This window comes from Novosphingobium aromaticivorans DSM 12444 (assembly GCF_000013325.1).
In the GTDB taxonomy this organism is placed as follows: domain Bacteria; phylum Pseudomonadota; class Alphaproteobacteria; order Sphingomonadales; family Sphingomonadaceae; genus Novosphingobium; species Novosphingobium aromaticivorans.
Genome location: NC_007794.1, coordinates 443273 through 465087, shown reverse-complemented (window position 1 = coordinate 465087; position 21815 = coordinate 443273). Strand labels below are relative to the sequence as shown.

General features: G+C 64.8%; 23 protein-coding genes. 7 read left to right on the top strand and 16 right to left on the bottom strand.

Translation table 11 applies throughout. The features are described from left to right. Nucleotides 1-183 precede the first annotated feature (183 nt). On the top strand, nt 184-2856 hold the full coding sequence (acnA, locus tag SARO_RS02125) for an aconitate hydratase AcnA (RefSeq protein WP_011444087.1): 2673 nt from the start codon (nt 184-186) through the stop codon (nt 2854-2856). A 159-nt stretch (nt 2857-3015) separates the two neighbouring features. Here acnA and SARO_RS21425 read toward each other — a convergent pair whose 3' ends face one another. Beyond that, nucleotides 3016-3090 carry a hypothetical protein gene (locus tag SARO_RS21425; RefSeq protein WP_234007430.1) on the bottom strand — a complete coding sequence of 25 codons (75 nt, stop codon included), beginning with the start codon at nt 3088-3090 and terminating at the stop codon, nt 3016-3018. Here SARO_RS21425 and SARO_RS21420 point away from each other — a divergent pair. Beyond that, the gene (locus tag SARO_RS21420) at nt 3083-3685 is read left to right on the top strand and encodes a hypothetical protein (protein WP_049759281.1); all 603 of its coding nucleotides are present in this window, start codon (nt 3083-3085) and stop codon (nt 3683-3685) included. The genes SARO_RS21425 and SARO_RS21420 overlap by 8 nt on opposite strands. 487 nt (nt 3686-4172) lie before the next feature. On the opposite strand, the gene ruvB is transcribed toward SARO_RS21420, so the two are convergent. The 5 genes from ruvB to SARO_RS02095 all read right to left on the bottom strand — a co-directional run bounded on the left by ruvB (nt 4173) and on the right by SARO_RS02095 (nt 7514). Beyond that, nucleotides 4173-5201: a Holliday junction branch migration DNA helicase RuvB gene (ruvB, locus tag SARO_RS02115; protein ID WP_011444085.1), complete on the bottom strand. Its 1029-nt coding sequence runs from the start codon at nt 5199-5201 to the stop codon at nt 4173-4175. A 3-nt stretch (nt 5202-5204) separates the two neighbouring features. Beyond that, complete coding sequence (gene ruvA, locus SARO_RS02110; protein ID WP_011444084.1) at nt 5205-5819, bottom strand: Holliday junction branch migration protein RuvA; 615 nt, start codon at nt 5817-5819, stop codon at nt 5205-5207. A 96-nt stretch (nt 5820-5915) separates the two neighbouring features. After that, complete coding sequence (gene ruvC, locus SARO_RS02105) at nt 5916-6392, bottom strand: crossover junction endodeoxyribonuclease RuvC (RefSeq protein WP_011444083.1); 477 nt, start codon at nt 6390-6392, stop codon at nt 5916-5918. A 1-nt stretch (nt 6393) separates the two neighbouring features. Next, nucleotides 6394-6744, bottom strand: coding sequence for a DUF3147 family protein (locus SARO_RS02100; protein ID WP_011444082.1), 351 nt, complete (start codon nt 6742-6744; stop codon nt 6394-6396). Between the two features lie 5 nt (nt 6745-6749). After that, complete coding sequence (locus SARO_RS02095) at nt 6750-7514, bottom strand: YebC/PmpR family DNA-binding transcriptional regulator (protein ID WP_011444081.1); 765 nt, start codon at nt 7512-7514, stop codon at nt 6750-6752. 130 nt (nt 7515-7644) lie between these two features. Here SARO_RS02095 and SARO_RS02090 point away from each other — a divergent pair, with 130 nt between their 5' ends. Next, nucleotides 7645-8340 carry a CPBP family glutamic-type intramembrane protease gene (locus SARO_RS02090; RefSeq protein WP_011444080.1) on the top strand — a complete coding sequence of 232 codons (696 nt, stop codon included), beginning with the start codon at nt 7645-7647 and terminating at the stop codon, nt 8338-8340. Nucleotide 8341: 1 nt separating this feature from the next. Here the strand turns inward: SARO_RS02090 and ispG are convergent, their stop codons facing one another. The 6 genes from ispG to SARO_RS02060 all read right to left on the bottom strand — a co-directional run bounded on the left by ispG (nt 8342) and on the right by SARO_RS02060 (nt 12794). After that, complete coding sequence (ispG, locus tag SARO_RS02085; protein WP_011444079.1) at nt 8342-9466, bottom strand: flavodoxin-dependent (E)-4-hydroxy-3-methylbut-2-enyl-diphosphate synthase; 1125 nt, start codon at nt 9464-9466, stop codon at nt 8342-8344. 60 nt (nt 9467-9526) lie between these two features. Then, complete coding sequence (locus SARO_RS02080; RefSeq protein ID WP_011444078.1) at nt 9527-10081, bottom strand: GNAT family N-acetyltransferase; 555 nt, start codon at nt 10079-10081, stop codon at nt 9527-9529. Nucleotides 10082-10122: 41 nt separating this feature from the next. Continuing rightward, nucleotides 10123-10545 (bottom strand): hypothetical protein, encoded by a 423-nt coding sequence (locus tag SARO_RS02075; protein ID WP_011444077.1) that lies wholly within the window; start codon nt 10543-10545, stop codon nt 10123-10125. A 67-nt stretch (nt 10546-10612) separates the two neighbouring features. Then, nucleotides 10613-11011 carry a GFA family protein gene (locus SARO_RS02070; RefSeq protein WP_011444076.1) on the bottom strand — a complete coding sequence of 133 codons (399 nt, stop codon included), beginning with the start codon at nt 11009-11011 and terminating at the stop codon, nt 10613-10615. 74 nt (nt 11012-11085) lie between these two features. Beyond that, nucleotides 11086-12525, bottom strand: a complete 1440-nt coding sequence (gene tldD, locus SARO_RS02065; protein WP_011444075.1) for a metalloprotease TldD — start codon at nt 12523-12525, stop codon at nt 11086-11088. Between the two features lie 68 nt (nt 12526-12593). Beyond that, nucleotides 12594-12794: a zinc-finger domain-containing protein gene (locus SARO_RS02060; RefSeq protein ID WP_011444074.1), complete on the bottom strand. Its 201-nt coding sequence runs from the start codon at nt 12792-12794 to the stop codon at nt 12594-12596. Nucleotides 12795-12865: 71 nt separating this feature from the next. On the opposite strand from SARO_RS02060, the gene SARO_RS02055 reads away from it, so the two are divergent. Continuing rightward, nucleotides 12866-13837 carry an ABC transporter ATP-binding protein gene (locus tag SARO_RS02055; protein WP_041549951.1) on the top strand — a complete coding sequence of 324 codons (972 nt, stop codon included), beginning with the start codon at nt 12866-12868 and terminating at the stop codon, nt 13835-13837. Nucleotides 13838-14296: 459 nt separating this feature from the next. Further along, complete coding sequence (gene nadB, locus SARO_RS02050) at nt 14297-15895, top strand: L-aspartate oxidase (protein ID WP_011444072.1); 1599 nt, start codon at nt 14297-14299, stop codon at nt 15893-15895. Between the two features lie 7 nt (nt 15896-15902). Here nadB and SARO_RS02045 read toward each other — a convergent pair whose 3' ends face one another. Both SARO_RS02045 and SARO_RS02040 read right to left on the bottom strand, forming a co-directional pair. Next, nucleotides 15903-16430 (bottom strand): hypothetical protein, encoded by a 528-nt coding sequence (locus tag SARO_RS02045; protein ID WP_011444071.1) that lies wholly within the window; start codon nt 16428-16430, stop codon nt 15903-15905. 94 nt (nt 16431-16524) lie between these two features. Next, nucleotides 16525-17292, bottom strand: a complete 768-nt coding sequence (locus tag SARO_RS02040) for a sulfite exporter TauE/SafE family protein (protein ID WP_011444070.1) — start codon at nt 17290-17292, stop codon at nt 16525-16527. Between the two features lie 481 nt (nt 17293-17773). Between SARO_RS02040 and nhaA the strand changes: the two genes are divergently transcribed. Next, nucleotides 17774-19051: a Na+/H+ antiporter NhaA gene (nhaA, locus tag SARO_RS02035; protein WP_011444069.1), complete on the top strand. Its 1278-nt coding sequence runs from the start codon at nt 17774-17776 to the stop codon at nt 19049-19051. An 18-nt stretch (nt 19052-19069) separates the two neighbouring features. Here the strand turns inward: nhaA and SARO_RS02030 are convergent, their stop codons facing one another. Further along, a complete protein-coding gene (locus SARO_RS02030) occupies nt 19070-19870 on the bottom strand; it encodes a hypothetical protein (protein WP_143004812.1) in 801 nt (266 codons plus the stop codon). Between the two features lie 208 nt (nt 19871-20078). On the opposite strand from SARO_RS02030, the gene SARO_RS02025 reads away from it, so the two are divergent. Further along, nucleotides 20079-21398: an SLC13 family permease gene (locus SARO_RS02025; RefSeq protein WP_011444067.1), complete on the top strand. Its 1320-nt coding sequence runs from the start codon at nt 20079-20081 to the stop codon at nt 21396-21398. Between the two features lie 16 nt (nt 21399-21414). Here SARO_RS02025 and SARO_RS02020 read toward each other — a convergent pair whose 3' ends face one another. Further along, nucleotides 21415-21804 (bottom strand): DUF302 domain-containing protein, encoded by a 390-nt coding sequence (locus SARO_RS02020; RefSeq protein WP_011444066.1) that lies wholly within the window; start codon nt 21802-21804, stop codon nt 21415-21417. Nucleotides 21805-21815: the final 11 nt, after the last annotated feature.

Here is a 21815-nt window from a genome sequence, read left to right as displayed (position 1 = left end):
GAATCGCACCGCACTTGCGAAAAATGCGCCCCTCCCGCCCTTGACGAGGGGCAGGTTTGCGCGCATCGCCCCTCTCGCTTTCAGGCCGTAAACCGCCGCGCCGCCACGGGCTCCAGGCCCAAGGGCGATTCCCCGCGCGGCATTCGTTGGCAACGGCCGCGACAGGAGGGAAGACGCACAGCCATGACCCAGGTCGGACAGGATACGCTCGGCACCCGCAGCACGATGAACGTGGGCGGCAAGGAGTTCGCCTACTACTCGCTCAAGAAGGCCTCCGAGAAGTTCGGCGACATCTCGCGCCTGCCCTTCTCGATGAAGGTCCTTCTCGAAAACCTCCTGCGCTTCGAGGACGGTGGCTTCACCGTCTCGACCGACGACGTGAAGGCGGTGGTCGACTGGCAGAAGAACCCCGCCGAATCGAACAACGAGATCCAGTACCGCCCGGCGCGCGTGCTGCTCCAGGACTTCACCGGCGTTCCCTGCGTGGTCGATCTTGCCGCGATGCGCGATGCCATCGCCACGCTTGGCGGTGACACCAGCAAGATCAATCCGCTGGTCCCCGTGAACCTCGTCATCGACCACTCGGTCATGGTTGACGAGTTCGGCCATCCCAAGGCCTTCGAAGAGAACATGGAAATCGAATACCAGCGCAACATGGAGCGCTACGATTTCCTCAAGTGGGGTTCGAAGAGCCTCAACAACTTCTACGCAGTGCCCCCGGGCACCGGCATCTGCCACCAGGTCAATCTTGAAAACATCGCGCAGACGGTGTGGACCAGCACCGACCAGAACGGCGCGACGGTTGCCTACCCCGACACCTGCGTCGGCACCGACAGCCACACCACCATGGTCAATGGCCTTGGTGTGCTGGGCTGGGGCGTCGGCGGGATCGAGGCCGAGGCCGCGATGCTCGGCCAGCCCGTCTCGATGCTCATCCCCGAAGTGGTGGGCTTCAAGTTCACCGGCGAACTGAAGGAAGGCGTCACCGCCACCGACCTCGTGCTGACCTGCACCAACCTGCTGCGCAAGCACGGCGTGGTCGGCCGTTTCGTCGAATACTACGGCCCCGGCCTTGCCGCCCTGTCGCTGGCCGACCGTGCGACGCTGGCCAACATGGCACCCGAATACGGCGCGACCTGCGGCTTCTTCGGAATCGACGAGAAGACCCTCGACTACATGCGCCTCACCGGCCGCGAAGAGGCTCAGATCGCGCTCGTCGAAGCCTATGCCAAGGAGCAGGGCTTCTGGATCGACCCGTCGGTCGAGCCGATCTTCTCCTCGACGCTGGAACTCGACCTCGGCACTGTCGTGCCCTCGCTCGCCGGTCCCAAGCGCCCGCAGGACCGCGTCTCGCTTCCCGAAGTCGACGACGTGTTCAACGCCGACATGGCGAACACCTACAAGAAGACCCCCACCCGCGTTCCGGTCGAAGGCAAGGACTTCGACATCGGTGACGGCGACGTCACAATCGCGGCGATCACCTCGTGCACCAACACCTCGAACCCGGGCGTGCTGGTTGCCGCAGGCCTCGTCGCCAAGAAGGCCAACGAGCTGGGCCTGAAGCCCAAGCCCTGGGTCAAGACCTCGCTGGCGCCCGGCTCGCAGGTCGTCACCGACTACCTGAACAAGGCAGGCCTGCAGGAACACCTGGACGCCGTCGGCTTCAACCTCGTCGGTTATGGCTGCACCACCTGCATCGGCAACTCGGGCCCGCTCGCCGAACCGATCAGCAAGGCGATCAACGACAACGGCCTCGTGGCCGCCGCCGTGATCTCGGGCAACCGCAACTTCGAAGGCCGCGTCTCGCCCGACGTGCGCGCGAACTTCCTCGCGTCGCCGCCGCTGGTCGTCGCCTATGCACTCAAGGGCACGGTGATCGAGGACTTCACCACCACCCCGATCGGCAAGAGCAAGGACGGCGCTGACGTCTATCTCAAGGACATCTGGCCCTCGAACAGCGAAGTCGCGACCACCATGGCCGGCTGCATGGACCGCGCCATGTTCCAGGCCCGCTATGCCGACGTCTACAAGGGCGATGCGCACTGGCAGGCGATCAACGTCACGGGTTCGGAAACCTACTCCTGGCGCGCCGGCTCGACTTATGTCGCCAACCCGCCCTACTTCGAAGGCATGTCGATGACGCCGGCTCCGGTCAGCGACATCATCGATGCCAAGCCGCTGCTCATCCTGGGCGATTCGATCACCACCGACCACATCTCGCCGGCCGGCTCGATCAAGGCTGACAGCCCGGCGGGCAAGTGGCTGATGGAGCACCAGGTCGCGAAGGCGGACTTCAACTCCTACGGCGCGCGCCGTGGCCACCATGAAGTGATGATGCGCGGCACCTTCGCCAACATCCGCATCAAGAACGAAATGGTCCCCGGCGTCGAAGGCGGCTTCTCGCGCTACGGCGACGAGGTCGGCTCGGTCTATGACGTTGCCATGAAGCACAAGGCCGACGGCACGCCGACGGTCGTGATCGCGGGCAAGGAATACGGCACGGGCTCTTCGCGCGACTGGGCGGCCAAGGGCACCAACCTGCTCGGCGTTCGCGCCGTGATCGTCGAGAGCTTCGAGCGCATCCACCGCTCGAACCTCGTCGGCATGGGCGTGCTGCCGCTCCAGTTCAAGGAAGGCCAGAACCGCACCTCGCTCGCGCTCTCGGGCGACGACACCTTCACGATCAAGGGCGTCGCGAACCTCCAGCCGCGCCAGGACGTGGAAGTCGAAGTGACGCGCAAGGACGGCACCAAGCTGACCTTCACCGCACTGTGCCGCATCGATACCGCCAACGAAGTCGAGTACTTCATGAACGGCGGCATCCTGCACTACGTGCTGCGCAAGCTCGCTTCGTAAGAAGCTGGCGGCACTGCCGGAACGAAAGGCCCGCCGGGACAACCCGGCGGGCTTTTTGCTGCGCGCCTTCCGCACCGCGAACCAGGTACGAAAAAGGGCGGCTCCCCCCGGAGACCGCCCTTCCCGTCCGCCCGCCGGAGCAGGCAGCAAATCCTTTGCTCAGGCGCTCTTCGGCTTGCCGTAACGCCGCCGCGCGACGAGCCCCGCGGCCGCCGCGCCGAACAGGATGACCATCGAAGGCTCGGGCACCTCGGTGCCGCCGCTGGTCGACGACGTCGTCGTCCCGCCGTTCGAGCTGGACGTCGAGGACGAGGTCGAACTGGAGGTCGAAGAGGAAGTCGAGGTCGACGAGCTGGTGCTGCTCGAAGTGGACGAGGACGTCGAGGAGCTGGTGCTGACATTGCCCGACGATGTGGAAGTCGACGAACTCGTGCTCACGTTCCCCGAAGAGGTGCTGACGTTGCCGGAACTGGTCGAGACGTTGCCCGAAGACGTGCTGACCGACCCGCTCGACGTCGAGACATTGCCCGAAGACGTGGAGGTCGAGGTCGAGACGCCGCCGGTCGAGGTGGAGACCCCACCCGTCGTGGTCGAGCTGCCGCCCGAGCTGGTCGAAGTCGATCCGCCGGACGTCGAGGTCGAACCGCCTGACGTCGAGGTGGAGCCTGTGCTGGTGGAGGAGACGACGACGCTGCCGCCGCTGCTGCCTCCGCCGAAGAACCCGCCGAAGAAGCCACCCCCGAAGCCGCCGATGCCGCCGCCGCCGATCACCACGGGCACGCCGCCACCCGATCCACCGACAGGCTGGGGCGGCATGGGCGGCATGTAGGGCACCGGCACCATCGCCATCTGCTGCGCCGGCTCGCAGGTCCTGGTGGTCGTGGTGGTGACGACGCGGCGCGCGCGATGCACTTCGCGTGGCGCGGCGCGGCGCGCGACGACTCGCTTGGCAGGCTTCGCTTTCTTCACCTTGACCGGCTTCACGTGGTGGATTTCACCCTTCGAGGGTGCCTCCGACACATGCACCGCGCCGCCGCCGAGCATCGCCCCGCCTGCGGCTGCCGCCGCCAGTTTCGCCAGTGCCATCCGAACCGACATGATCTTTGCTCTCGTTCTATCTGGGTGGGAGCCCTAGCAGGAACGGGTTAACGTCCTGCGGCCTTTCCCGACCCATCGAACAACGCAGATGCCGCCAGCATGAGCAATGCCGTTAACCGGATTCCGGGTGTTGAATCTGCCCGAAAACGGGACCATCGACCGGCCCGGGCCCACTCTGTGCCAATATGGGACCGATCCGCCGGGAAGTCCTTAACCGGTCACTCGTCCGGGCCGAACAGCCCCGGCATCTGGCCCGAGGGCGGAGCAAGGCCGAGATGCTGCCAGCCACGGTCGTTGAGGCACCGCCCGCGCGCGGTGCGGGCGATCATACCGAGCTGGATCAGGTAGGGCTCGATCACTTCCTCGATCGTGTCGCGCGGTTCGGAAAGCCCCGCTGCCAGGGTCTCCACGCCCACCGGCCCGCCCTTGTAGATGTCCGCGATCATGGTGAGATAGCGGCGATCCTGAAGATCGAGGCCGATCTTGTCGACCTCCAGCCGGGTCAAAGCATTGTCGGCGATCGATTGTGTGATCTTCTCCGCGCCCGCAACCTGCGCGAAGTCGCGCACCCGCCGCAGCAGGCGGCCGGCGACACGCGGCGTCCCGCGCGAGCGACGGGCAATCTCGGTCGCCCCGCCCTTGTCGATGCCGATGCCCATCAGGCTCGCCCCGCGCGCGACCACGCGCTCAAGTTCCTCGACCGAATAGAACTGCAGGCGCACCGGAATGCCGAAACGGTCGCGCAGCGGCGTCTGCAACAGGCCCTGGCGCGTGGTCGCGCCGATCAGGGTGAAGGGTGGCAGATCGATCCGCACAGATCGCGCCGAGGGACCTTCCCCGATGATGAGATCAAGCGCGCGGTCCTCCATCGCCGGATAGAGCACTTCCTCGACCACGGGATTGAGGCGGTGGATCTCGTCGATGAACAGGACGTCGCCATGTTCGAGATTGGTTAGCAGCGCGGCGAGGTCCCCCGCCTTGGCGATGACCGGGCCGGACGTGGCACGGAAATTGACGCCCAGTTCGCGCGCAATGATCTGCGCCAGCGTCGTCTTGCCAAGGCCGGGAGGGCCGAAGAACAGCACATGGTCCATCGCCTCGCGCCGCTGCTTGGCGCTTTCGATGAAGACCTGCAGGTTGTCCTTGGCCCCGGCCTGGCCGACGAACTCGGCCAGCGTCTTGGGCCGCAGCGCGGCGTCCTGATCCTCGATCTGCGAGGCGGAGGAAAGGAGCGGGTTGTCGGTCATTCGTTATCCCGCCGCCCGCTTCAGCGCCACGCGCACCAGGTCGTTCAACCCCGCATCCTCGCCCAGTTCCTTGACTGCTGCGGCGACGGCGCTGCTGGCGACGGCGGGTTTGAAACCGAGGTTCTGCAAGGCCGAGACCGCATCCGCGCTGGCATTTCCAGGGGGCGCGACGAAGGCCTCGCCGCCCGGGCCGACCGGCGAGGCATAGCCCGCAAGACCGCCGGCCTTGTCCTTCAGTTCGTTGACGATGCGGCTGGCGAGCTTGGGGCCGACGCCATTGGCGCGCGCCACCATCGCGCTGTCGCCGTGGGCACAGGCGCGCTGGAGTTCCTCGACCGACAGTGCCGAAAGGATTGCAAGAGCGACCTTGCTGCCGACGCCCTGCACCGCCGTCAGCAGCCGGAACCACGCGCGTTCGCCCGCGCTGGTAAAGCCGATCAGGCGCTGGTCGGTCTCGCTCACCTGCATTTCGGTGTGGACGACGACCTTGTCACCCCGGAGGCCGAGATGGGTGAGCGTCTTGGCCGAGCAATGGACGAGGTAGCCGACGCCGTTCACGTCGATCACGGCCCAATCGGGCCCGGTGTCGTCAAGAATGCCGGTGAGCTTGGCGATCATGGTTTGTTCCTATGGCAGGGAACGCAGGCAGGGGCAAGCGGGTGGACTTGCAGGCTTCCGGCTTCCGCAATGCGGCGCCGATTGCCGCTGGTTCCGCTATCGATGGCTGCCCAGCATGTTGGCGTGGGTAATCGCCACGGCCAATGCGTCGGAGGCATCCTCGCCCGCCAGTTGAACGCCGGGGAGCAGGATCTTGAGCATGTGCTGGATCTGCTGCTTTTCGGCGCCGCCCGTCCCGACCAGCGCCTTCTTGATGACCTTGGTCGGATATTCCGCCACCGGAATGCCGGAGCGCGCCACGGCGACCATCGCCACGCCGCGTGCCTGCCCCAGCTTCAGCGTGGACTGCGGATTGACGTTGACGAAGACCTCTTCGACCGCGCCGGTATCGGGCTTGTAGATGTCGATCACGGCGGCGAGCGCGGAATCGAGTTCGACGAGGCGCTCGGCCATCGTGGCCTTGTTGTCAGTGCGGATCTGGCCGTTGGCCACGTGGCTCAACCGGCTGCCCGACTTGGCGACGACGCCCCAGCCGGTGACGGTGAGGCCGGGGTCGATGCCGAGGATGATCATCTTACAGTTTCAGTCCGATGCGCGGGGCCAGTTGCATCATTGCCAGATAGAGCAGGACTGTCAGCAAGCAGCCGGCGATAAGTGATATCCAGAACGGCACGCCATGACGCAGCAGGGCCGGGATCACGAGGAACATCGGCAGCGAGGGCAGGACGTACCAGAACGTCGCCTCGGCATGGATCGCCATGTTCTCGGCGTCGGGCCGCGCGTTCCACAGGAACACCATGCCGAGCACCGAGACGAGCGGAAGCGAGGCGACCAGCGCGCCCAATGCAGGCAGGCGTTTGCCGATTTCCGCAATGGCCGCGATCAGCACGCCCGAAAGCAGCGCCTTCGCGGCCAGTTGCCACATGGCGATCAGCCCAGCGTTTCCATGACGTCGTCAGGGATATCGTAATTGCCCCAGACGGTCTGGACGTCGTCGTCGTCTTCGAGGACGTCGATCAGCTTGAGCAGGGTGGCGGCATTGTCGGCATCGACCGAGGTCTTCATGCTCGGCTTCCATGCCAGCTTGACGCCTTCGGCCTCACCCAGGGTCTTTTCGAGTTCGCGGGCAACTTCGTGCAGCGATTCGACGGCGACCCAGATCTGGTGGCTGCCGGGGTTCTCGTCGCCATCGCCCATGTCGGATTCGACATCCTCGGCACCCGCTTCGATCGCGGCCTCGAGGACCTTTTCCTCGTCGCCGACCTTGCCGGGGTATTCGATCAGGCCGAGGCGTTCGAAGCCGTGGCTCACCGCGCCCGAGGCACCGAGGTTGCCGCCGTTCTTGGCGAAGGCGGTGCGCACGTTGGTGGCGGTGCGGTTGCGGTTGTCGGTCAGCGCTTCGACGATGATCGCGACGCCGCCGGGGCCGTAGCCTTCGTAGCGCACTTCCTCGTAGTTATCGCCTTCGCCCTTGGATGCCTTGTCGATCGCGCGCGCGATGTTGTCCTTGGGCATCGACTGCGCCTTGGCCGCGTTGATTGCGGCGCGCAGGCGCGGGTTCATGTCCGGGTCGGGCATGCCCATCTTGGCCGCGACCGTGATTTCGCGCGAAAGCTTGGAAAACATCGCCGAGCGCTTTTTGTCCTGCGCGCCCTTGCGGTGCATGATGTTCTTGAATTTGGAATGGCCTGCCATGATCCGTGCTTCTTGCCGAGGTAAGAGTCTGGCCCGCCCCTAGCCGACGCGAGGCTTTCGGGCAATCCGGGCACTGAAATGGCGTTTGTCCCCTGTGGCGTGGCTGCGCGAATGCAGGCATGAAGACCCGATGTCGCTTCGCCGGACCCTTTCCGAACTCGCCGCCTTCCTTCGCAAACCCACCGTCTTGCGGGGCCAGGGGCTCCGTGCGCCGGGCGCATGGCGATTGTGGACCACGCTCACCGTGTTCCAGATCCTGGTGCTGTGCGCAGTGGTGGTGCAGGCCATGCTGCTCTGGCAGAAGGCCTTCGGCCTGCCCTCGCCCGATGCCTTCGACGGCATGAGCCCGCTGGCGCTGTGGGGCGGCGCGGTGATCCTTGCGCCGGTGCTGGAGGAACTGTTCTTCCGCGCCTGGCTGGGCGGACGCCCCCGCGCGCTGGCGGCGCTGGCGGTCACCGTGGCAGGGCTCGCGGCGTTCGTGGCGCTGGGCCGGGGCAAGCCGCTGATCGGCCTCCCGATCCTTGCCGCCACTGCGCTCGCCGCCTGCGTCCTGTGGTGGAAGCTGCGCCGGCGCGAGGATATTCCGCCCCGCTTCGCCAGCGCCTTTCCCGCCATATTCTACGGGACCGTGCTGGTCTTCGCGGCCCTGCACCTGGCCAATTACCCGCAGGTCTCGCTGCTGGCCCTGCCGATGGTCCTGCCGCAGGCGTGGACCGGAGTGATGCTCGGCTACATCCGCGTCAGGATCGGCCTGGTGGCCGCGATCCTCACCCACGTCGCCTCGAACGCCGTGGTCCTGTCCCTGGCGCTCGCAACCGGGACCTGATTCAGGCTGCCGCTTCCGCTTCTGCGGCAGCGGCTTCCATTTCCGCAGCCTTCTGTTCGACCAGCGAGACGATGTGGTCTAGCATGTCCTCCGACTGGACGTGGTGGTCGGTCACGCCCGAAAGATAGACCATGTGCTTGCCGTTGCCGCCGCCGGTGAGGCCGATATCGGTCTCGCGGGCTTCGCCCGGTCCATTGACGACGCAGCCCAGTACGGAAAGCGAGATCGGCGTCTTGATGTGCGTCAGCCGCTTTTCCAGCGCCTCCACGGTCCGGATCACGTCGAAACCCTGCCGAGCGCAGGACGGACACGACACGACGCGGACGCCGCGCGTGCGCAGGCCCAGCGTCTTGAGGATCTCGAACCCGACGCGCACTTCCTCTTCCGGTTCGGCCGAAAGCGAGACGCGCAAGGTGTCGCCGATGCCGGCCCAGAGCAGGTTGCCGATGCCGACGGACGATTTCACCGTCCCGCCGATCAGCCCGCCTGCCTCGGTAATGCCAAGATGCAGCGGGCAATCGACCGCTTCTGCAAGGCCCATGTAGGCGGCGACGGCGAGGAACACGTCGGAGGCCTTAACCGCCACCTTGTATTCGTGGAAATCGTGGTCCTGCAGCAGCTTGATATGGTCGAGCGCGGATTCGACGAGCGCTTCGGGACAGGGCTCGCCGTACTTTTCGAGCAGGTCTTTCTCGAGGCTGCCAGCGTTGACGCCGATGCGGATCGCGCAGCCGTTGGCCTTGGCGGCGCGGACCACTTCGGCCACGCGGTCGCTGCTGCCGATGTTGCCCGGATTGATGCGCAGGCACGCGGCCCCCGCATCGGCCGCTTCGAGCGCGCGCTTGTAGTGGAAGTGGATGTCCGCGATCAGCGGAACCCGGGCGGCCCGGGCGATCTGGCGGAAGGCCGCTGTGCTTTCCACGTCGGGACAGGACACGCGGATAAGATCGGCGCCCGCTTCCTCGCAGCGACGGATCTGGTCGATCGTGGCGACGGCGTCGGACGTCGGGGTGTTGGTCATGGTCTGCACGGTGATCGGGGCATCGCCGCCGACGGGGACCGTGCCGACCATGATCTGGCGGCTCTTGCGACGCGCGATATCGCGCCAGGGACGTACCGATGACATGGGGCCTCTATAGGGATTTACGCAGCGACCTGAAAGGCACCTAAAGGCACCTGAAAGCACCTACCTGCACATGGGACCGGGGTTGCGGGCCTCGGCGGGGAGCTGGAGAGGCCCTGCGAACATGAACTCCGGGTCGCAGTGGTCGCCCACCCAGAATTCGATGTCGGCGACTTTCTCCAACCCGTAGCGGCGGTAGAACTTCTGCGCCTGCGGATTGTCTGCATAGACTGAAAGCTGGATCTCGTCCGCGCCCCAGGCCCGCGCCTCGGCCAGCGCCCAGTCCATCAGGCGCGCGCCGTGGCCCCGGCCGATGAGATCGGGGTCGGTGTACAACTGCTTGAGTTCCATTGGCTTTTTGGCCGCAGTGTGGCGCGGGAGTCCGCTCGTCCGGACGATCTTGCAGAAGCTGGCGAGACGGCCGTCCTCTTCGATCACCGCGACTTTCATGTCCGGGTTGGCGAGTTCGCCCGACACCTTGGCGGCAGTGTGCGCGTCATCCAGGAAAGCGGCAAGGTTTTCAGCGCTGTAGAGGTGACCGAACTTTGCGATGAAGGCGCGGCGGCCGAGGTCGGCGATGGCCGCGGCATCGGCGGCGGTGGCGAGGCGGAGCGTCATGGACGCCCCTTACCCCACCGCCGTTCGCCTTTCCACATGCGTCAGTGCGCCTGGGCGACCTTCACCTTCTTGTAGGGCACGAACTTTCCGAGCCCCACCGACCCGCGCCAGAAGCCGCCGGTCCTGTCGACCATGTGGACCACATCGACATTGCAGAGCTGCGCACCGAACTGGCGGGTGACGAGAATGTCGTCGTTGTCGAGCGCCGAAGCTCCGGAATCGGGACGGTTCACCCAGATCGTGCTGCCCGCGTCATAGACGATGGCGGTCTTGTCGTAGATGCGGGTCGAGGTGACGCGGGGGGTGAAGATGCAGTCCACCGGCTCGCCGGCGACGCGGCCTTCCAGCGCCTTGGCAAGCTGCTGTTCGGCGGTGAGACGAGGCTTGGCGTCGGCGGCCGTTCCCGCAGCGAGGAGCGATCCGGCGGCGAGCGCGGCGGCAAGGATGCTCGCGGTTCTCTTCATGGCTGCCACTTCCTTTCGATTCGATCCCTGATCGATAGCGCGGGCCGGCTGAACCCGTGCTGACTGCCTAACGCGGATGCTCGCGCAAACCTTCGGGCAGGACAAGGTTCATCCACTCCTCGCGACTTTCGGGCTGCTGCGCGAAATGGACGGCGCCTTCGGGAAGCGCGATCCACGGCTGCATCCTGGAGGTCCAGATGTGGAAGGCGGGGACGAGGTCGGGACTGTCGTCGCGGGTGCCGGTGCGGATGGTGGCGACTTCGGGGCGCTGGTCGTTCACGGTCCAGACCCGCGTCAGGCAACGGGGGCAGGCGTGATGCGCGACCCGCGCTCCGCCGTGGCCTTCGACCTCCGATACGAGGACCTCTCCCTCCGCGACAAACCCCGCAAGAAGAACCTGCTGGTTGAGCGCGAAGGACGTGCCCTGCCGCCGCTGGCAGCCGTGGCAGTGGCAGGCATAGGGCACGAATCCGTGTTAGGCGGCGCGGTAGCGGAGGGCACCGCAGGGGCATCCCCCGGTGATCTCCGCGCCCGCCTCGGTCACGCCGTACCGCCCACCGTAAGACCCTCGACCAGCAAGGTCGGCTGTCCGACGCCGGCCGGCACGCTCTGCCCGCCCTTGCCGCAGACGCCGACGCCTTCATCGAGGGCGAGGTCGTTGCCGATCCCGGTGACCTTGGTGAGACAGGTCGGGCCGTCGCCAATCAGAGTCGCGCCCTTGATCGGCGCGCCGAGCCTGCCGTTCTCGATGTGATAGGCCTCGGTGCAGGAGAACACGAACTTGCCGCTGGTTATGTCGACCTGCCCGCCGCCGAAAGACTTGGCAAAGATGCCGTTCTTCACGCGAGAGAGCAGTTCTGCGGGATCGTCGTTGCCTGCGCGCATAAAGGTGTTGGTCATGCGCGGCATGGGGGCATGGGCATAGGATTCGCGCCGACCGTTACCGGTGGGCGCCACGCCCATGAGCCGGGCATTGAGGCGATCCTGGATGTAGCCCTTGAGAATGCCGTCCTCGATCAGGATGTTCTCCTGGGTTGGCGTGCCCTCGTCGTCGATGGAGAGCGAGCCGCGGCGGCCCTGCCCATTGACGCCAAGCAACGTGCCGTCATCGATCACGGTCACCCCGGGTGCAGCGACGCGCTGGCCGATGCGGCCCGAGAACGCGCTGGTTCCCTTGCGGTTGAAATCGCCTTCCAGGCCGTGGCCGACAGCTTCGTGGAGGAGAACGCCGGGCCAGCCCGGGCCAAGCAGCACGGTCATCTCGCCCGCCGGGGCCGCGACCGATTCGAGGTTCACGAGCGCCTGGGAAAGCGCCTCGTCGATAGCGCGGCTCCAGGTTTCGGGTGCGAAGAGATCGTCGTAGAGGCGCCGGCCGCCGATACCAAAGGAACCGGTCTCGCGCCGGCCATCCTTTTCCGCGACGATCGAGACGTTGAGGCGGACGAGCGGCCGCACGTCGTGGGCGACGAAACCATCCGGGCGCACGATTTCCACGACCGACCACGATCCCGCGAGCGAGGCCGAGACCTGCACCACGCGCGGATCGCGGGCGCGAGCGGCAGCGTCGATCGATTCGAGCAGGCGAACCTTGGCCTCGAACGGCACGGCATCGAGCGGGGAGGCTTCGGTGTAGAGATGGCGGTTGTTGTTGCGCGGCGGCGGAGCGGGCTGGCCCTTTGCCGGGTCGAGCAGCTTCAGCGTCTCGCCGGCGCGGGCGATGGCGGCGGCGGAAATCTCGTTGGCATGGGCAAAGCCGGTCATTTCGCCCGAAACGCCCCGCAGGCCGAAACCGGCGTCACGGGAATAGTCGGCAGTCTTCAGCCGACCGTCGTCGAACCCGAAACTCTCGCTGGCGATGAACTGGAGATAGAGCTCGCCATCGTCGCAGGCCGTCAGCGCATCGCGCGTGAGGCGCCGGGCATCATCCGGGGTGAGCAGGCCAGAGCGGTAGAGCAGCGAGCGCGTGTCGGGATCGGTCATGCCGTCCGATATAAGCGCTCATCCAGCAAAGGCCAGAGAGCGCAATGCCCCTGCGAGCGCAACGCCGTTCAGGCAGCCGCCGCAGTATCCGCAGGACCGCCCTTGAGGACGAAGCGCTTGTCGCAATAGCCGCACTCGACGTAGCCCTTCTCGTCGATTTCGAGCCAGACGCGCGGGTGCCCCAGCGCGGCGCCGCCGCGAATGTCGCTGGCGCCATCGCACTTTACGCGGTGATGATCGGTGAAGACGGTTTCAGGCGGCTGAATCATGGCGCCGCGCTAGCAAATGCGGGAGCCACAGACAATTGCGTTTTGGTGCGCGGTGGTGCAGGCAGCGGCGCATGGAAGCCGCCTCCGAACCCGTCCCCGCCATCCGTATCCGCGATCTCGTCAAGCGTTATGCGCCCACAGGAAAGGCGCAGAAGCAGGGTGGCGGCAAACTGGCGCTCGACGGCGTGAGCTTCGACGTGCCGCAGGGGCAGATCTTCGGCCTGCTTGGGCCCAACGGCGCGGGCAAGTCCACGCTCATCAACACGCTGGCGGGCCTGGTGATGAAGACTTCGGGCACTGTCGAGATCTGGGGCCACGACATCGACCGCGACGTGCGCAACGCCAAGGCCTCGATCGGGATCGTGCCGCAGGAGATCGTGTTCGACCCGTTCTTCACGCCCGCCGAAGTGCTGGAAAACCAGGCGGGTCTCTATGGCGTGCCGAAGGCCATGCGCCGCACGATGGAACTGCTGCGGGCGGTGCACCTGGCGGACAAGGCCGATGCCTATGCCCGCTCGCTTTCGGGCGGCATGAAGCGGCGCCTGCTGATCGCCAAGGCGATGGTCCACCAGCCGCCGGTCCTGGTTCTCGACGAGCCGACGGCGGGCGTCGACGTCGAACTGCGGCGGCAGTTGTGGGAACTGGTCGGCGAACTCAACCGCGACGGGGTGACTGTCGTCCTGACGACGCACTACCTCGAGGAAGCGGAAGAACTGTGCGACCGCATCGCGATCATCAACCACGGAAGACTGATCGCGAACAAGCCGACTCGCGAACTTGTCGACATGGCGCGGGAAAAAATCGTGGTGCTGACACTCGACCGCGATGTCGATGTTGCACCGCAACATCCGGTCTTCCTGAAGAGCGTGATTTCGGGCGAGCGGCAGATTGAGATCGGCTACGACAAGGACCGCATGAATGCCGGCGAAGTCATGTCGCTGGTCCAAGGCCAGGGATATGCGATCGTCGATGTTTCAACGCGCGAAGCGGACCTTGAGGACGTGTTCGTGACGCTGACCAGCCAACCGCGCGAGGACGGCTGACAGCCTGACCGGGGGGGCCGGAGAAGCACCGGAGCGCCGGCGAGCATTCTTCACGGCGTTTGCCGCCAGCGTTCATCAGTTGTCCTCGGCCCCGATCAGCGATTGCCTTGTCCGGCGCCAGCCACCCGAGTCCCTGCGCTGAATCCTGGCGCCGCAATGCTTGCAGACGCCGGTATAGCTGATGCCGTCCCACTTTACCTGATGGCGTATCGGGCGATGGCTGTTGAAGAGGCAAAAAAGCCTAAAACCGGACATAAAAACCCACTCCACGTCCCTGACGCGCCCCTGGGGAAACTACCATGCTGCGGGTGCGAAACAAGATAGGCAAACAGTTAACACAAGTTAAAAACGTCCAGATTGGCTTTACTTACCCCAAGGGGCTGGGGGCCTTCCAAGTTCGCTGACCCCAAGCTAGGAGGGCGAGGCCTGCCGCAGGTGGCCCGGCAAGGAGAAGTGCGCGTGAGCGGCCAGGATCTGAAAAGTCACGATGTCCTGATCATCGGTTCGGGCGCGGCGGGCCTGACCGCAGCGCTGGTGCTTGCTGAAACCTGCCGCGTGCTTGTCCTGGCCAAGGGCGGGCTCGACGGCGGCTCGACCAACTGGGCGCAAGGCGGGATCGCGGCGGTGCTCGACGCCGGCGACACTTTCGAAGACCACATCCGCGACACGATGATCGCCGGCGCGGGCCTGAACCGCCGCGAGACGGTGGAGTTCGTGGTCGAACATGCGCCCGCCGCGATCCGCCGGCTGGTCGACCTTGGCGTGCCCTTCAACGCCGAGGCGGGTTCGCTCCATCTGACGCGGGAAGGCGGGCATTCGCATCGCCGGATCGTCCATGTCGACGATGCCACGGGCGCGGCAGTGCAGAAGGCGCTGCTCAAGGCCGCGCGCGAACATCCCAACGTGACGCTCCTGCCCGGCCGCACCTGCATCGACCTGATCACGGGCCGCCACGAGGCCGCGCGCTATTCCGGTTCTGGCCGGGTCTGGGGGGTCTATGCCCTCGACGAAGCGAGCGGCACCGTGGAAGCGCATACCGCCCGGGCGACGATCCTGGCCACCGGCGGCGCGGGCCGCGTCTATCAGTTCAGCACCGCCCCGCGCGGCGCAACGGGCGACGGCATCGCCATGGCATGGCGGGCAGGCGCGCGCGTCTCCAACATGGAAATGATGCAGTTCCACCCGACCTGCCTCTACAACCTCGAGGTCAAGAACTTCCTCATCACCGAGGCAGTGCGCGGCGAAGGCGGGCGCCTCATCAATCCGCGCACTGGCGCGCGGTTCATGGAATTCTACGATCCCCAGCGCCTCGAACTCGCGCCTCGCGACGTCGTGGCGCGGGCAATCGACGCCGAGATCAAGAAGTTCGGGCTCGACTTCGTGCATCTCGACATCAGCCACATGCCGGCGGATTTCGTGCGGGGGCATTTCCCCAACATCCACGAGAAGCTGCTGGGGCTGGGCATCGACATGACGACCCAGCCGATCCCGGTGGTGCCCGCGCAGCATTATACCTGCGGCGGCGTGCTGATCGATCTCGACGGGCGGACGGACCTGCCAGGGCTCTATGCTGCCGGCGAATGCACCGAAAGCGGGCTTCATGGCGCGAACCGGCTGGCGTCCAATTCCCTGCTGGAATGCTTCGTCTTCGGCGATGCGGCCGCGCGCGACATCCTGCGCCGCTGGGACAGCTTCGAGGCACCGCCCGAAGTGCGCGCCTGGGACGAGAGCCGGGTGACGGACTCGGACGAGGAAGTGGTCATCAAGCAGAACTGGACCGAAATCCGCCGGTTCATGTGGAACTACGTCGGCATCGTGCGGACCAACAAGCGGCTCGAGCGCGCGGCGCACCGCATCCAGATGCTGTCTGACGAGGTCAACGACTACTACGGCCACTTCCGCGTGACCACGGATCTCATCGAACTGCGCAACCTGCTGCAGAGCGCGGAACTGATCGTGCGTTCCGCCCGCGCCCGGCACGAGAGCCGGGGTCTGCACTATACGCTCGACTATCCGCAGACCAACGAAGTGGCGCGCGATACCGTGCTGGTGCCCTGAACGGGCCTCAGGCCGCTTCCGCCTCGACGAACTGGGGGTAGAACTGCGGCGCGCGCATCGACCAGCCGTGCGCGGTGGCTGCGGCTTCGCTGATCGACTGGAGAAGCTCGCGGCGGCGCGTGGGCCGGATCACCGGAAGCGCGGCGGCCCCGCAGAAGGCCGAAGGTAGCCAGGGGCGCACTTCAGCGCCGAGGAGCCGTTCGTAGAGGAAGCGGTAGGCGGAAAAGCCGTCGAGCCGTTCCTGCGCGAGATCGAAGGCCGACAGGGCCACAAGCCGCCCCATGAAGGGATCGAGCGTCTCGACGTCCTCGACTTGCGGAAGCATCCCTCGCAGATCGGCGAGATCGCGGTACATGATGGTCTGGCGGCGGATGGCGGCTGCCTCTTCGGCGTTGCGAGCCCAGCGTTCAATCGCCTCCCCGCGCTCGAGCGCGATGTCGAGGCTGCGGCGGATGTAGCGCTGTTCGCCCGCGGTAAAGCTGGCGAACTCGCGCATTTCCACGATGGTCATTCCACTGGCATCGAACCGCGCCATGATCTTGCCCTCCGGCGGGAGATTCGCCCCCGCCACGCGCAAGTGTTCGCAGAACTTGGTTAACGGATGATTGGCGCTGGGCGCGGCCAAGCCGTCAGGCAAAGGCCTTGTAGGCGCCGTAAAGGCTTGTGAGGGTGAGCACGACGCCAACCATGATGAGCATGGCCTTGGCGGGAATGTGCTTGGCTGCCCAGGCTCCGAAGGGGGCGGCGGCAAGACCGCCGATGAGGAAGCCGAGCGTGGCGCCGGCAACGTCTGCAACGCCCAGATGCCAGATGAAGGTGGCCGAGACGGTGAGCGTCAGGAAAAACTCGACCGTGTTGACCGTGCCCACGACCTTGCGCGGATCGGCGCCCTGGATCAGCAGGTTCGAGGTCACGACCGGGCCCCAGCCGCCGCCGCCCGCCGCATCGAGGAAACCGCCGAGCAGGCCGAGCGGCGCCACCCAGCCCGCTTCCTTGATCTTGGGCGGATAGAGGATGCCGCGCACCAGCAGGTAGATGCCGATGGCCGAGAGATAGAGCAGGACCCACGGCTTCACCAGCGAGGCATCGAGCGAGGAGAGGACGTAGGCACCAAGGATGCCACCGGCCATGCCCGGGATCAGCAGCCGAAAGAACAGCTTCTTGTCGACGTTGCCGTGCAGCAGGTGGCTGATGCCTGACGTCGCCGTGGTGAAGCATTCGACGATGTGCACGCGCTGCGAGGCGAGGGCCGGCGGAATGCCCAGGACGCCCACCATCAAGGTGTTCGAGATGACCCCGAAGGCCATGCCGAGCGCACCGTCCACCATCTGCGCGGCAAAGCCGACCGCGATGAAGGGCAGTAGCGCCGTGAAATCGATGCCGGCAAGAAAGTCCATCGCGAATCCCATCCCTGATACGGGGCGCTGGGTAGCGCACGGCGATCTCTAGCCGAAAAGCAGAAATTATACTCTACCTTAAAGGGAGAGTTTTTTGCGACGAAGCGTTGGCCCTAGCGCCGGCGATACCGGAAGTACCAGACCTTACGGCCTAAATCGCACAACTCCATGGTTTAGAACGATTATATTCCATGTTTCTATTCAGCCTTCTCAATCTGGCAATCACCGGGTAATCACTCGGCGGGCGATCATGTCGCTCTCTCCTTACCTGCCCACAGCAATCCCTATAGCATCGACATCACGGACCGTCGGTGGGCAACCCATCAAGCTCGAGCCGAATCGTGTCGAGCACGCATGCCGATTGCCGCCAGCTATTCAAAATTACCGGCGGTGCATCTATCGAAGAAGCCCGCTTGTTCACCGCGAGCGTCAACCAAGCGAGCGCTTCAGGCAACCGCGCGAAATTCAGGATTGGTCCAGTATGCCTTCGATTTCTCACCCTCCTTCAGCTCTGCGTGACTTCCTGCGGAGTGAAGCAGCGGGTGGCGTCATTCTGATGGCCGTGGCCGTGCTGGCCATGATTGTTGCGAACAGCCCGCTCGCCGACAGCTATTTCCATCTCCTGCACGTGCAGACCGGGCCAGTGCTCAGCGAGAAGTTGGGGCCGATGACGCCTCACCTCTGGATCAACGATGCGCTGATGGCGGTTTTCTTCCTGCTCGTCGGCCTGGAGATCAAGCGTGAGTTCGTCGATGGTCGTCTCGTGACCTGGCAGCAGCGCCGGTTGCCCTTCATTGCTGCTCTGGGTGGCATGGCTGCGCCAGCACTGGTGTTCCTGGCTGTCACGGCACAATCGTCCGGCCTCACCCAGGGCTGGGCTATCCCGGCCGCAACCGACATTGCGTTTGCCATCGGAGTGATGGCCTTGCTGGGCAGCCGCGTTCCCACGGCCCTCAAACTGTTCCTGACCACCGTCGCGATCGTTGATGACATGGGCGCAGTCGTCATCATCGCACTTGCCTACACCGCGAGCATCAAAGGCATCGCGCTGTTGGCAGCGGCCGTCATCCTTGGCGCCATGATGGCAATGAACCGGGCAGGCGTACGCCATCTGGCGCCGTACCTCCTGGGCTTCGTCCTTCTTTGGTTCGCTGTGCTGGTCTCTGGCGTCCACGCCACGATTGCAGGTGTCCTGGCAGCCTTCACCGTGCCCGTGGTGGCAACCCCAGGAGCGCCAGATTCTCCAGATTCCCCGTTGCATAGGCTTGAGCACGCGCTCCATCCTTGGTCTGCCTTCCTGATCGTGCCCTTGTTCGGCTTTGCCAACGCAGGAATCTCACTGGAGGGCTTCAGCCTCGGCAGCCTGCTGGAGCCGCTGCCCCTGGGCATCGCTGCTGGCCTGTTCATTGGCAAGCAGCTCGGTATTTTCTCCTTGATCTGGGCTGCAGTGAAACTCGGCATCGCCCAACGCCCGCGCGGATCGACCTGGTTGCAGGTCTATGGTCTCTCAGTGTTGTGCGGCATTGGTTTCACCATGAGCCTATTCATCGGAATGCTTGCCTTCGCCTCGTCACCAGACCTGATCGAGGAAGCCAAGCTCGGGGTGATAACGGGCTCGCTGCTTTCCGGCGTGCTAGGTTACCTTGTCCTTCGGTTTGCGCCCCCAGCGGCCGACGCCGCCCAGGCCGAGACTGAAATCGATCGCGAAATTGAACAGGACGGCGATGTCGAGGCGATCGAAGGCAAGCTGCGGCAATAAGCCAAGCTCCCGTCCGGGCTAATTCCGCCACTCCACAAGGACGGTTCCGTCGCGCGGGTCCTCGAAAGAGACCCGCGCCAGTTCTACCGCCATAAGGCAGACAGGACGTCGATCAGGCGCATCCTGCACGCAGTGGATGGGCTGGCCGTCGGGAAATCCCGTTACCCGTCCGCTTACGGCAAATCGGTAGGTGCGGCCTTCGACATCTGCTGGCTCCCGAACCCGGATTGTGTGCGCGTAGGGCCGCGATCCGCGCTGGAAAGTCCGGGGCGAATCCGGAGCGAAGAACTGAGCAATGCCCATGGTCTGGCGTTCGTCCGAGGCGGGAAGGCCACTTTCGCTTGCCGGATTGCCAGCCGGACATTCTTCGCTGCTGGTCCAAGGCCGTTCAATCCAGAACCCCTCCACGGCTTCGTGAGCCATGTCACCGGCAATGGATTTTGCCCAAGCGGCATCAGTCCAGCGTTCAGGGGCCGCAGACAGTTTGAGGGCCTGCCGGTTCCGATCAAGCGTCCAGCCTGCCCAGGCCGGACGTTCCTTGTCCGCTTCGCCGTCGCAGCCAAATGGCAACTTCAGACTGAATGTCCTGCCAACCAGCTGGCGGTTGGCATCGGGGAGTGCTTGCCCAGCCGCTACCGCATCGCTGGCCCGGCCAAATGCTGCGATCAGATCAATCCGACCGATCGGGGCCAGCCGCGTAGCTTCAGTTGGCTGCCCTGGCGCAACTTCTGACACATTCTCGCTTGCAGCGTCGCTAGGCGCAGCTTGATCTTCGCCGGGCACATTGCTGCTGCACCCGCTCATGATCAATGCTGCCAACCCTACCAGGACGGCAAGCTTCCCTTGCCTTGTGTGGAAAGAGGGAGACATGGGGGACAACGCCGGCATTCTTGATGGCTAGCAGATCACGGCACAGAAATTGAACCCTTTCGCGAAATCAACCACACAAAAAATGGCCCGCGCTAACAGCCTTGCGATTGCTGAATTGCCGGTGCGAGAATAGAGCCGGGCTTGCGAGACATCAGTCATGTCATTCGAACAGATCATAACCCTTGTTGTCCTGGCTGGCGTCATCGCCGCCCTGATCCATGACAAGATCCGCGCTGACATCGTCGCGCTTGCCGGTGCGGCAGTGCTGCTGGCCAGTGGGGCAGTCCGGCCAAGCGAGGTCCAAAGCGCCTTCGGCAGCCCCGCGCTCATCACGCTGGCTTCCCTGTTTGTCATTGCCCATGCCATGGAGCTTTCGGGCCTGCTCGATCGCCTGATCAGGGCCATGGTCAAAGCTTGCCGAAAAACTGGAGCGACCGGTATCTGGGCCATGATCGGGCTATGTGGGGCCGGTTCGGCATTCCTCAACAACACACCGATCGTGGTCATGGCGGCTCCCGTTGTCAGGGATGTCGCCAATTCCCTGAAGCTCGATGCCAGGCGGTTCCTGATGCCACTGTCCTATGTGGCGGTGCTGGGCGGCTGCTGCACACTTATCGGCACTTCAACCAACCTGCTTGTGGACGACATGGCCCGCACTTCGGGGCAGGCGCCCTTCACGATCTTCGAGATTACGCCCGTCGGGCTGGCCGTTGCCCTGGCTGGCGGGCTCTATCTGATGCTGTTTTCCGGGCCTTTGCTCAAGTCATCGCCGCGGATCGACGGACCTGATCCCGCAGAAATAGCCAAGCATCATGTCAGCCATGTTGATATTGCCGGGGATGCCGTTGGCGACCCTCGCGATTTTGCCGAGGATCATCGCTTTGATCTTACCAAGGCACTGGCATCAGTCGGCGTTTTTATCGGGGTCGTGGCGCTGGCTGCCTTCAACCTCATCCCCATCGCGGCTGCGGCCTTCGCCGGCGCGGTCCTGCTTATCCTCGTCCGGGTCATCCGGCCTGAGGAAGCCTATGGCGGCTTGCGGCCGGAAATCCTGCTGCTGATCGCGGGCATGGTGGTGATCGGCATTGCGCTGGAGGAAACCGGCCTCGCTTCGTCAGCGACCGACTGGCTGGTCAAGTCGGTCGACGGCTTCGGCCCGTTGATGGCGCTGGTACTACTCTATGGCGGCACTTTGCTGCTTACCGAACTGCTGTCCAACGCAACCGTCGCTGTCCTCGTAACACCGCTGGCCGTGGCTCTTGCCGAAAGCATGGGAGTGAGCCCGCGTCCGTTCCTCGTCGCGGTCATGATCGCGGGGAGCGCGGCGTTTGCCACGCCCTTCGGCTACCAGACCAACGTACTCGTCTATCAGATGGCGGGTTATCGCTACATGGATTTCGTCAAGGTCGGGCTACCGTTGAACCTGGTGACCTGGGTCGTCGCTGTTGCGGCGATTCACTGGTTTTTCCCATTCTGAGCAGCGCGACAACCAGCTAGCCAATTGCTTCGATTACCAAGCGTAACCGCTGTTGCACCGCTTGCGCGGCTGATTGGAGGGCCGGGTTGTCGATGGCAGACATCGAAGCGACCGGATCGATTGCAGCGACCTCGCAGCGTCCCGGAGCGAACTCCTGAACGATGACATTGCACGGCAGCATAGTCCCCACCTTGTCCTCCACCTGCAGGGCTTCATAGGCCAGCTTCGGGTTGCAAGCGCCGAGAATTCGATATGGTCTGAATTCGACGTCGATTTTGTCACGGAGAGTCTTTGCCATGTCGATATCGGTAATCACCCCGAAGCCCTGATCAGCCAGCGCATTTCGGACCTGAGTGACAGTTTCATCCAATGGCGCGCTGACGGTTTTCGAGAAGTAATAAGACATCGCAGTTGCTC

Bases quoted from the DNA above. Each gene is read 5' to 3' on its own strand.
- acnA (WP_011444087.1), top strand. From the start codon at position 184: ATGACCCAGGTCGGACAGGATACGCTCGGCACCCGCAGCACGATGAAC.
- SARO_RS21420 (WP_049759281.1), top strand. From the start codon at position 3,083: ATGACCATCGAAGGCTCGGGCACCTCGGTGCCGCCGCTGGTCGACGAC.
- ruvB (WP_011444085.1), bottom strand. From the start codon at position 5,201: ATGACCGACAACCCGCTCCTTTCCTCCGCCTCGCAGATCGAGGATCAG.
- ruvA (WP_011444084.1), bottom strand. From the start codon at position 5,819: ATGATCGCCAAGCTCACCGGCATTCTTGACGACACCGGGCCCGATTGG.
- ruvC (WP_011444083.1), bottom strand. From the start codon at position 6,392: ATGATCATCCTCGGCATCGACCCCGGCCTCACCGTCACCGGCTGGGGC.
- SARO_RS02100 (WP_011444082.1), bottom strand. From the start codon at position 6,744: ATGTGGCAACTGGCCGCGAAGGCGCTGCTTTCGGGCGTGCTGATCGCG.
- SARO_RS02095 (WP_011444081.1), bottom strand. From the start codon at position 7,514: ATGGCAGGCCATTCCAAATTCAAGAACATCATGCACCGCAAGGGCGCG.
- SARO_RS02090 (WP_011444080.1), top strand. From the start codon at position 7,645: ATGTCGCTTCGCCGGACCCTTTCCGAACTCGCCGCCTTCCTTCGCAAA.
- ispG (WP_011444079.1), bottom strand. From the start codon at position 9,466: ATGTCATCGGTACGTCCCTGGCGCGATATCGCGCGTCGCAAGAGCCGC.
- SARO_RS02080 (WP_011444078.1), bottom strand. From the start codon at position 10,081: ATGACGCTCCGCCTCGCCACCGCCGCCGATGCCGCGGCCATCGCCGAC.
- SARO_RS02075 (WP_011444077.1), bottom strand. From the start codon at position 10,545: ATGAAGAGAACCGCGAGCATCCTTGCCGCCGCGCTCGCCGCCGGATCG.
- tldD (WP_011444075.1), bottom strand. From the start codon at position 12,525: ATGACCGATCCCGACACGCGCTCGCTGCTCTACCGCTCTGGCCTGCTC.
- SARO_RS02060 (WP_011444074.1), bottom strand. From the start codon at position 12,794: ATGATTCAGCCGCCTGAAACCGTCTTCACCGATCATCACCGCGTAAAG.
- SARO_RS02055 (WP_041549951.1), top strand. From the start codon at position 12,866: ATGGAAGCCGCCTCCGAACCCGTCCCCGCCATCCGTATCCGCGATCTC.
- SARO_RS02045 (WP_011444071.1), bottom strand. From the start codon at position 16,430: ATGGCGCGGTTCGATGCCAGTGGAATGACCATCGTGGAAATGCGCGAG.
- SARO_RS02040 (WP_011444070.1), bottom strand. From the start codon at position 17,292: ATGGACTTTCTTGCCGGCATCGATTTCACGGCGCTACTGCCCTTCATC.
- nhaA (WP_011444069.1), top strand. From the start codon at position 17,774: ATGCCTTCGATTTCTCACCCTCCTTCAGCTCTGCGTGACTTCCTGCGG.
- SARO_RS02025 (WP_011444067.1), top strand. From the start codon at position 20,079: ATGTCATTCGAACAGATCATAACCCTTGTTGTCCTGGCTGGCGTCATC.
- SARO_RS02020 (WP_011444066.1), bottom strand. From the start codon at position 21,804: ATGTCTTATTACTTCTCGAAAACCGTCAGCGCGCCATTGGATGAAACT.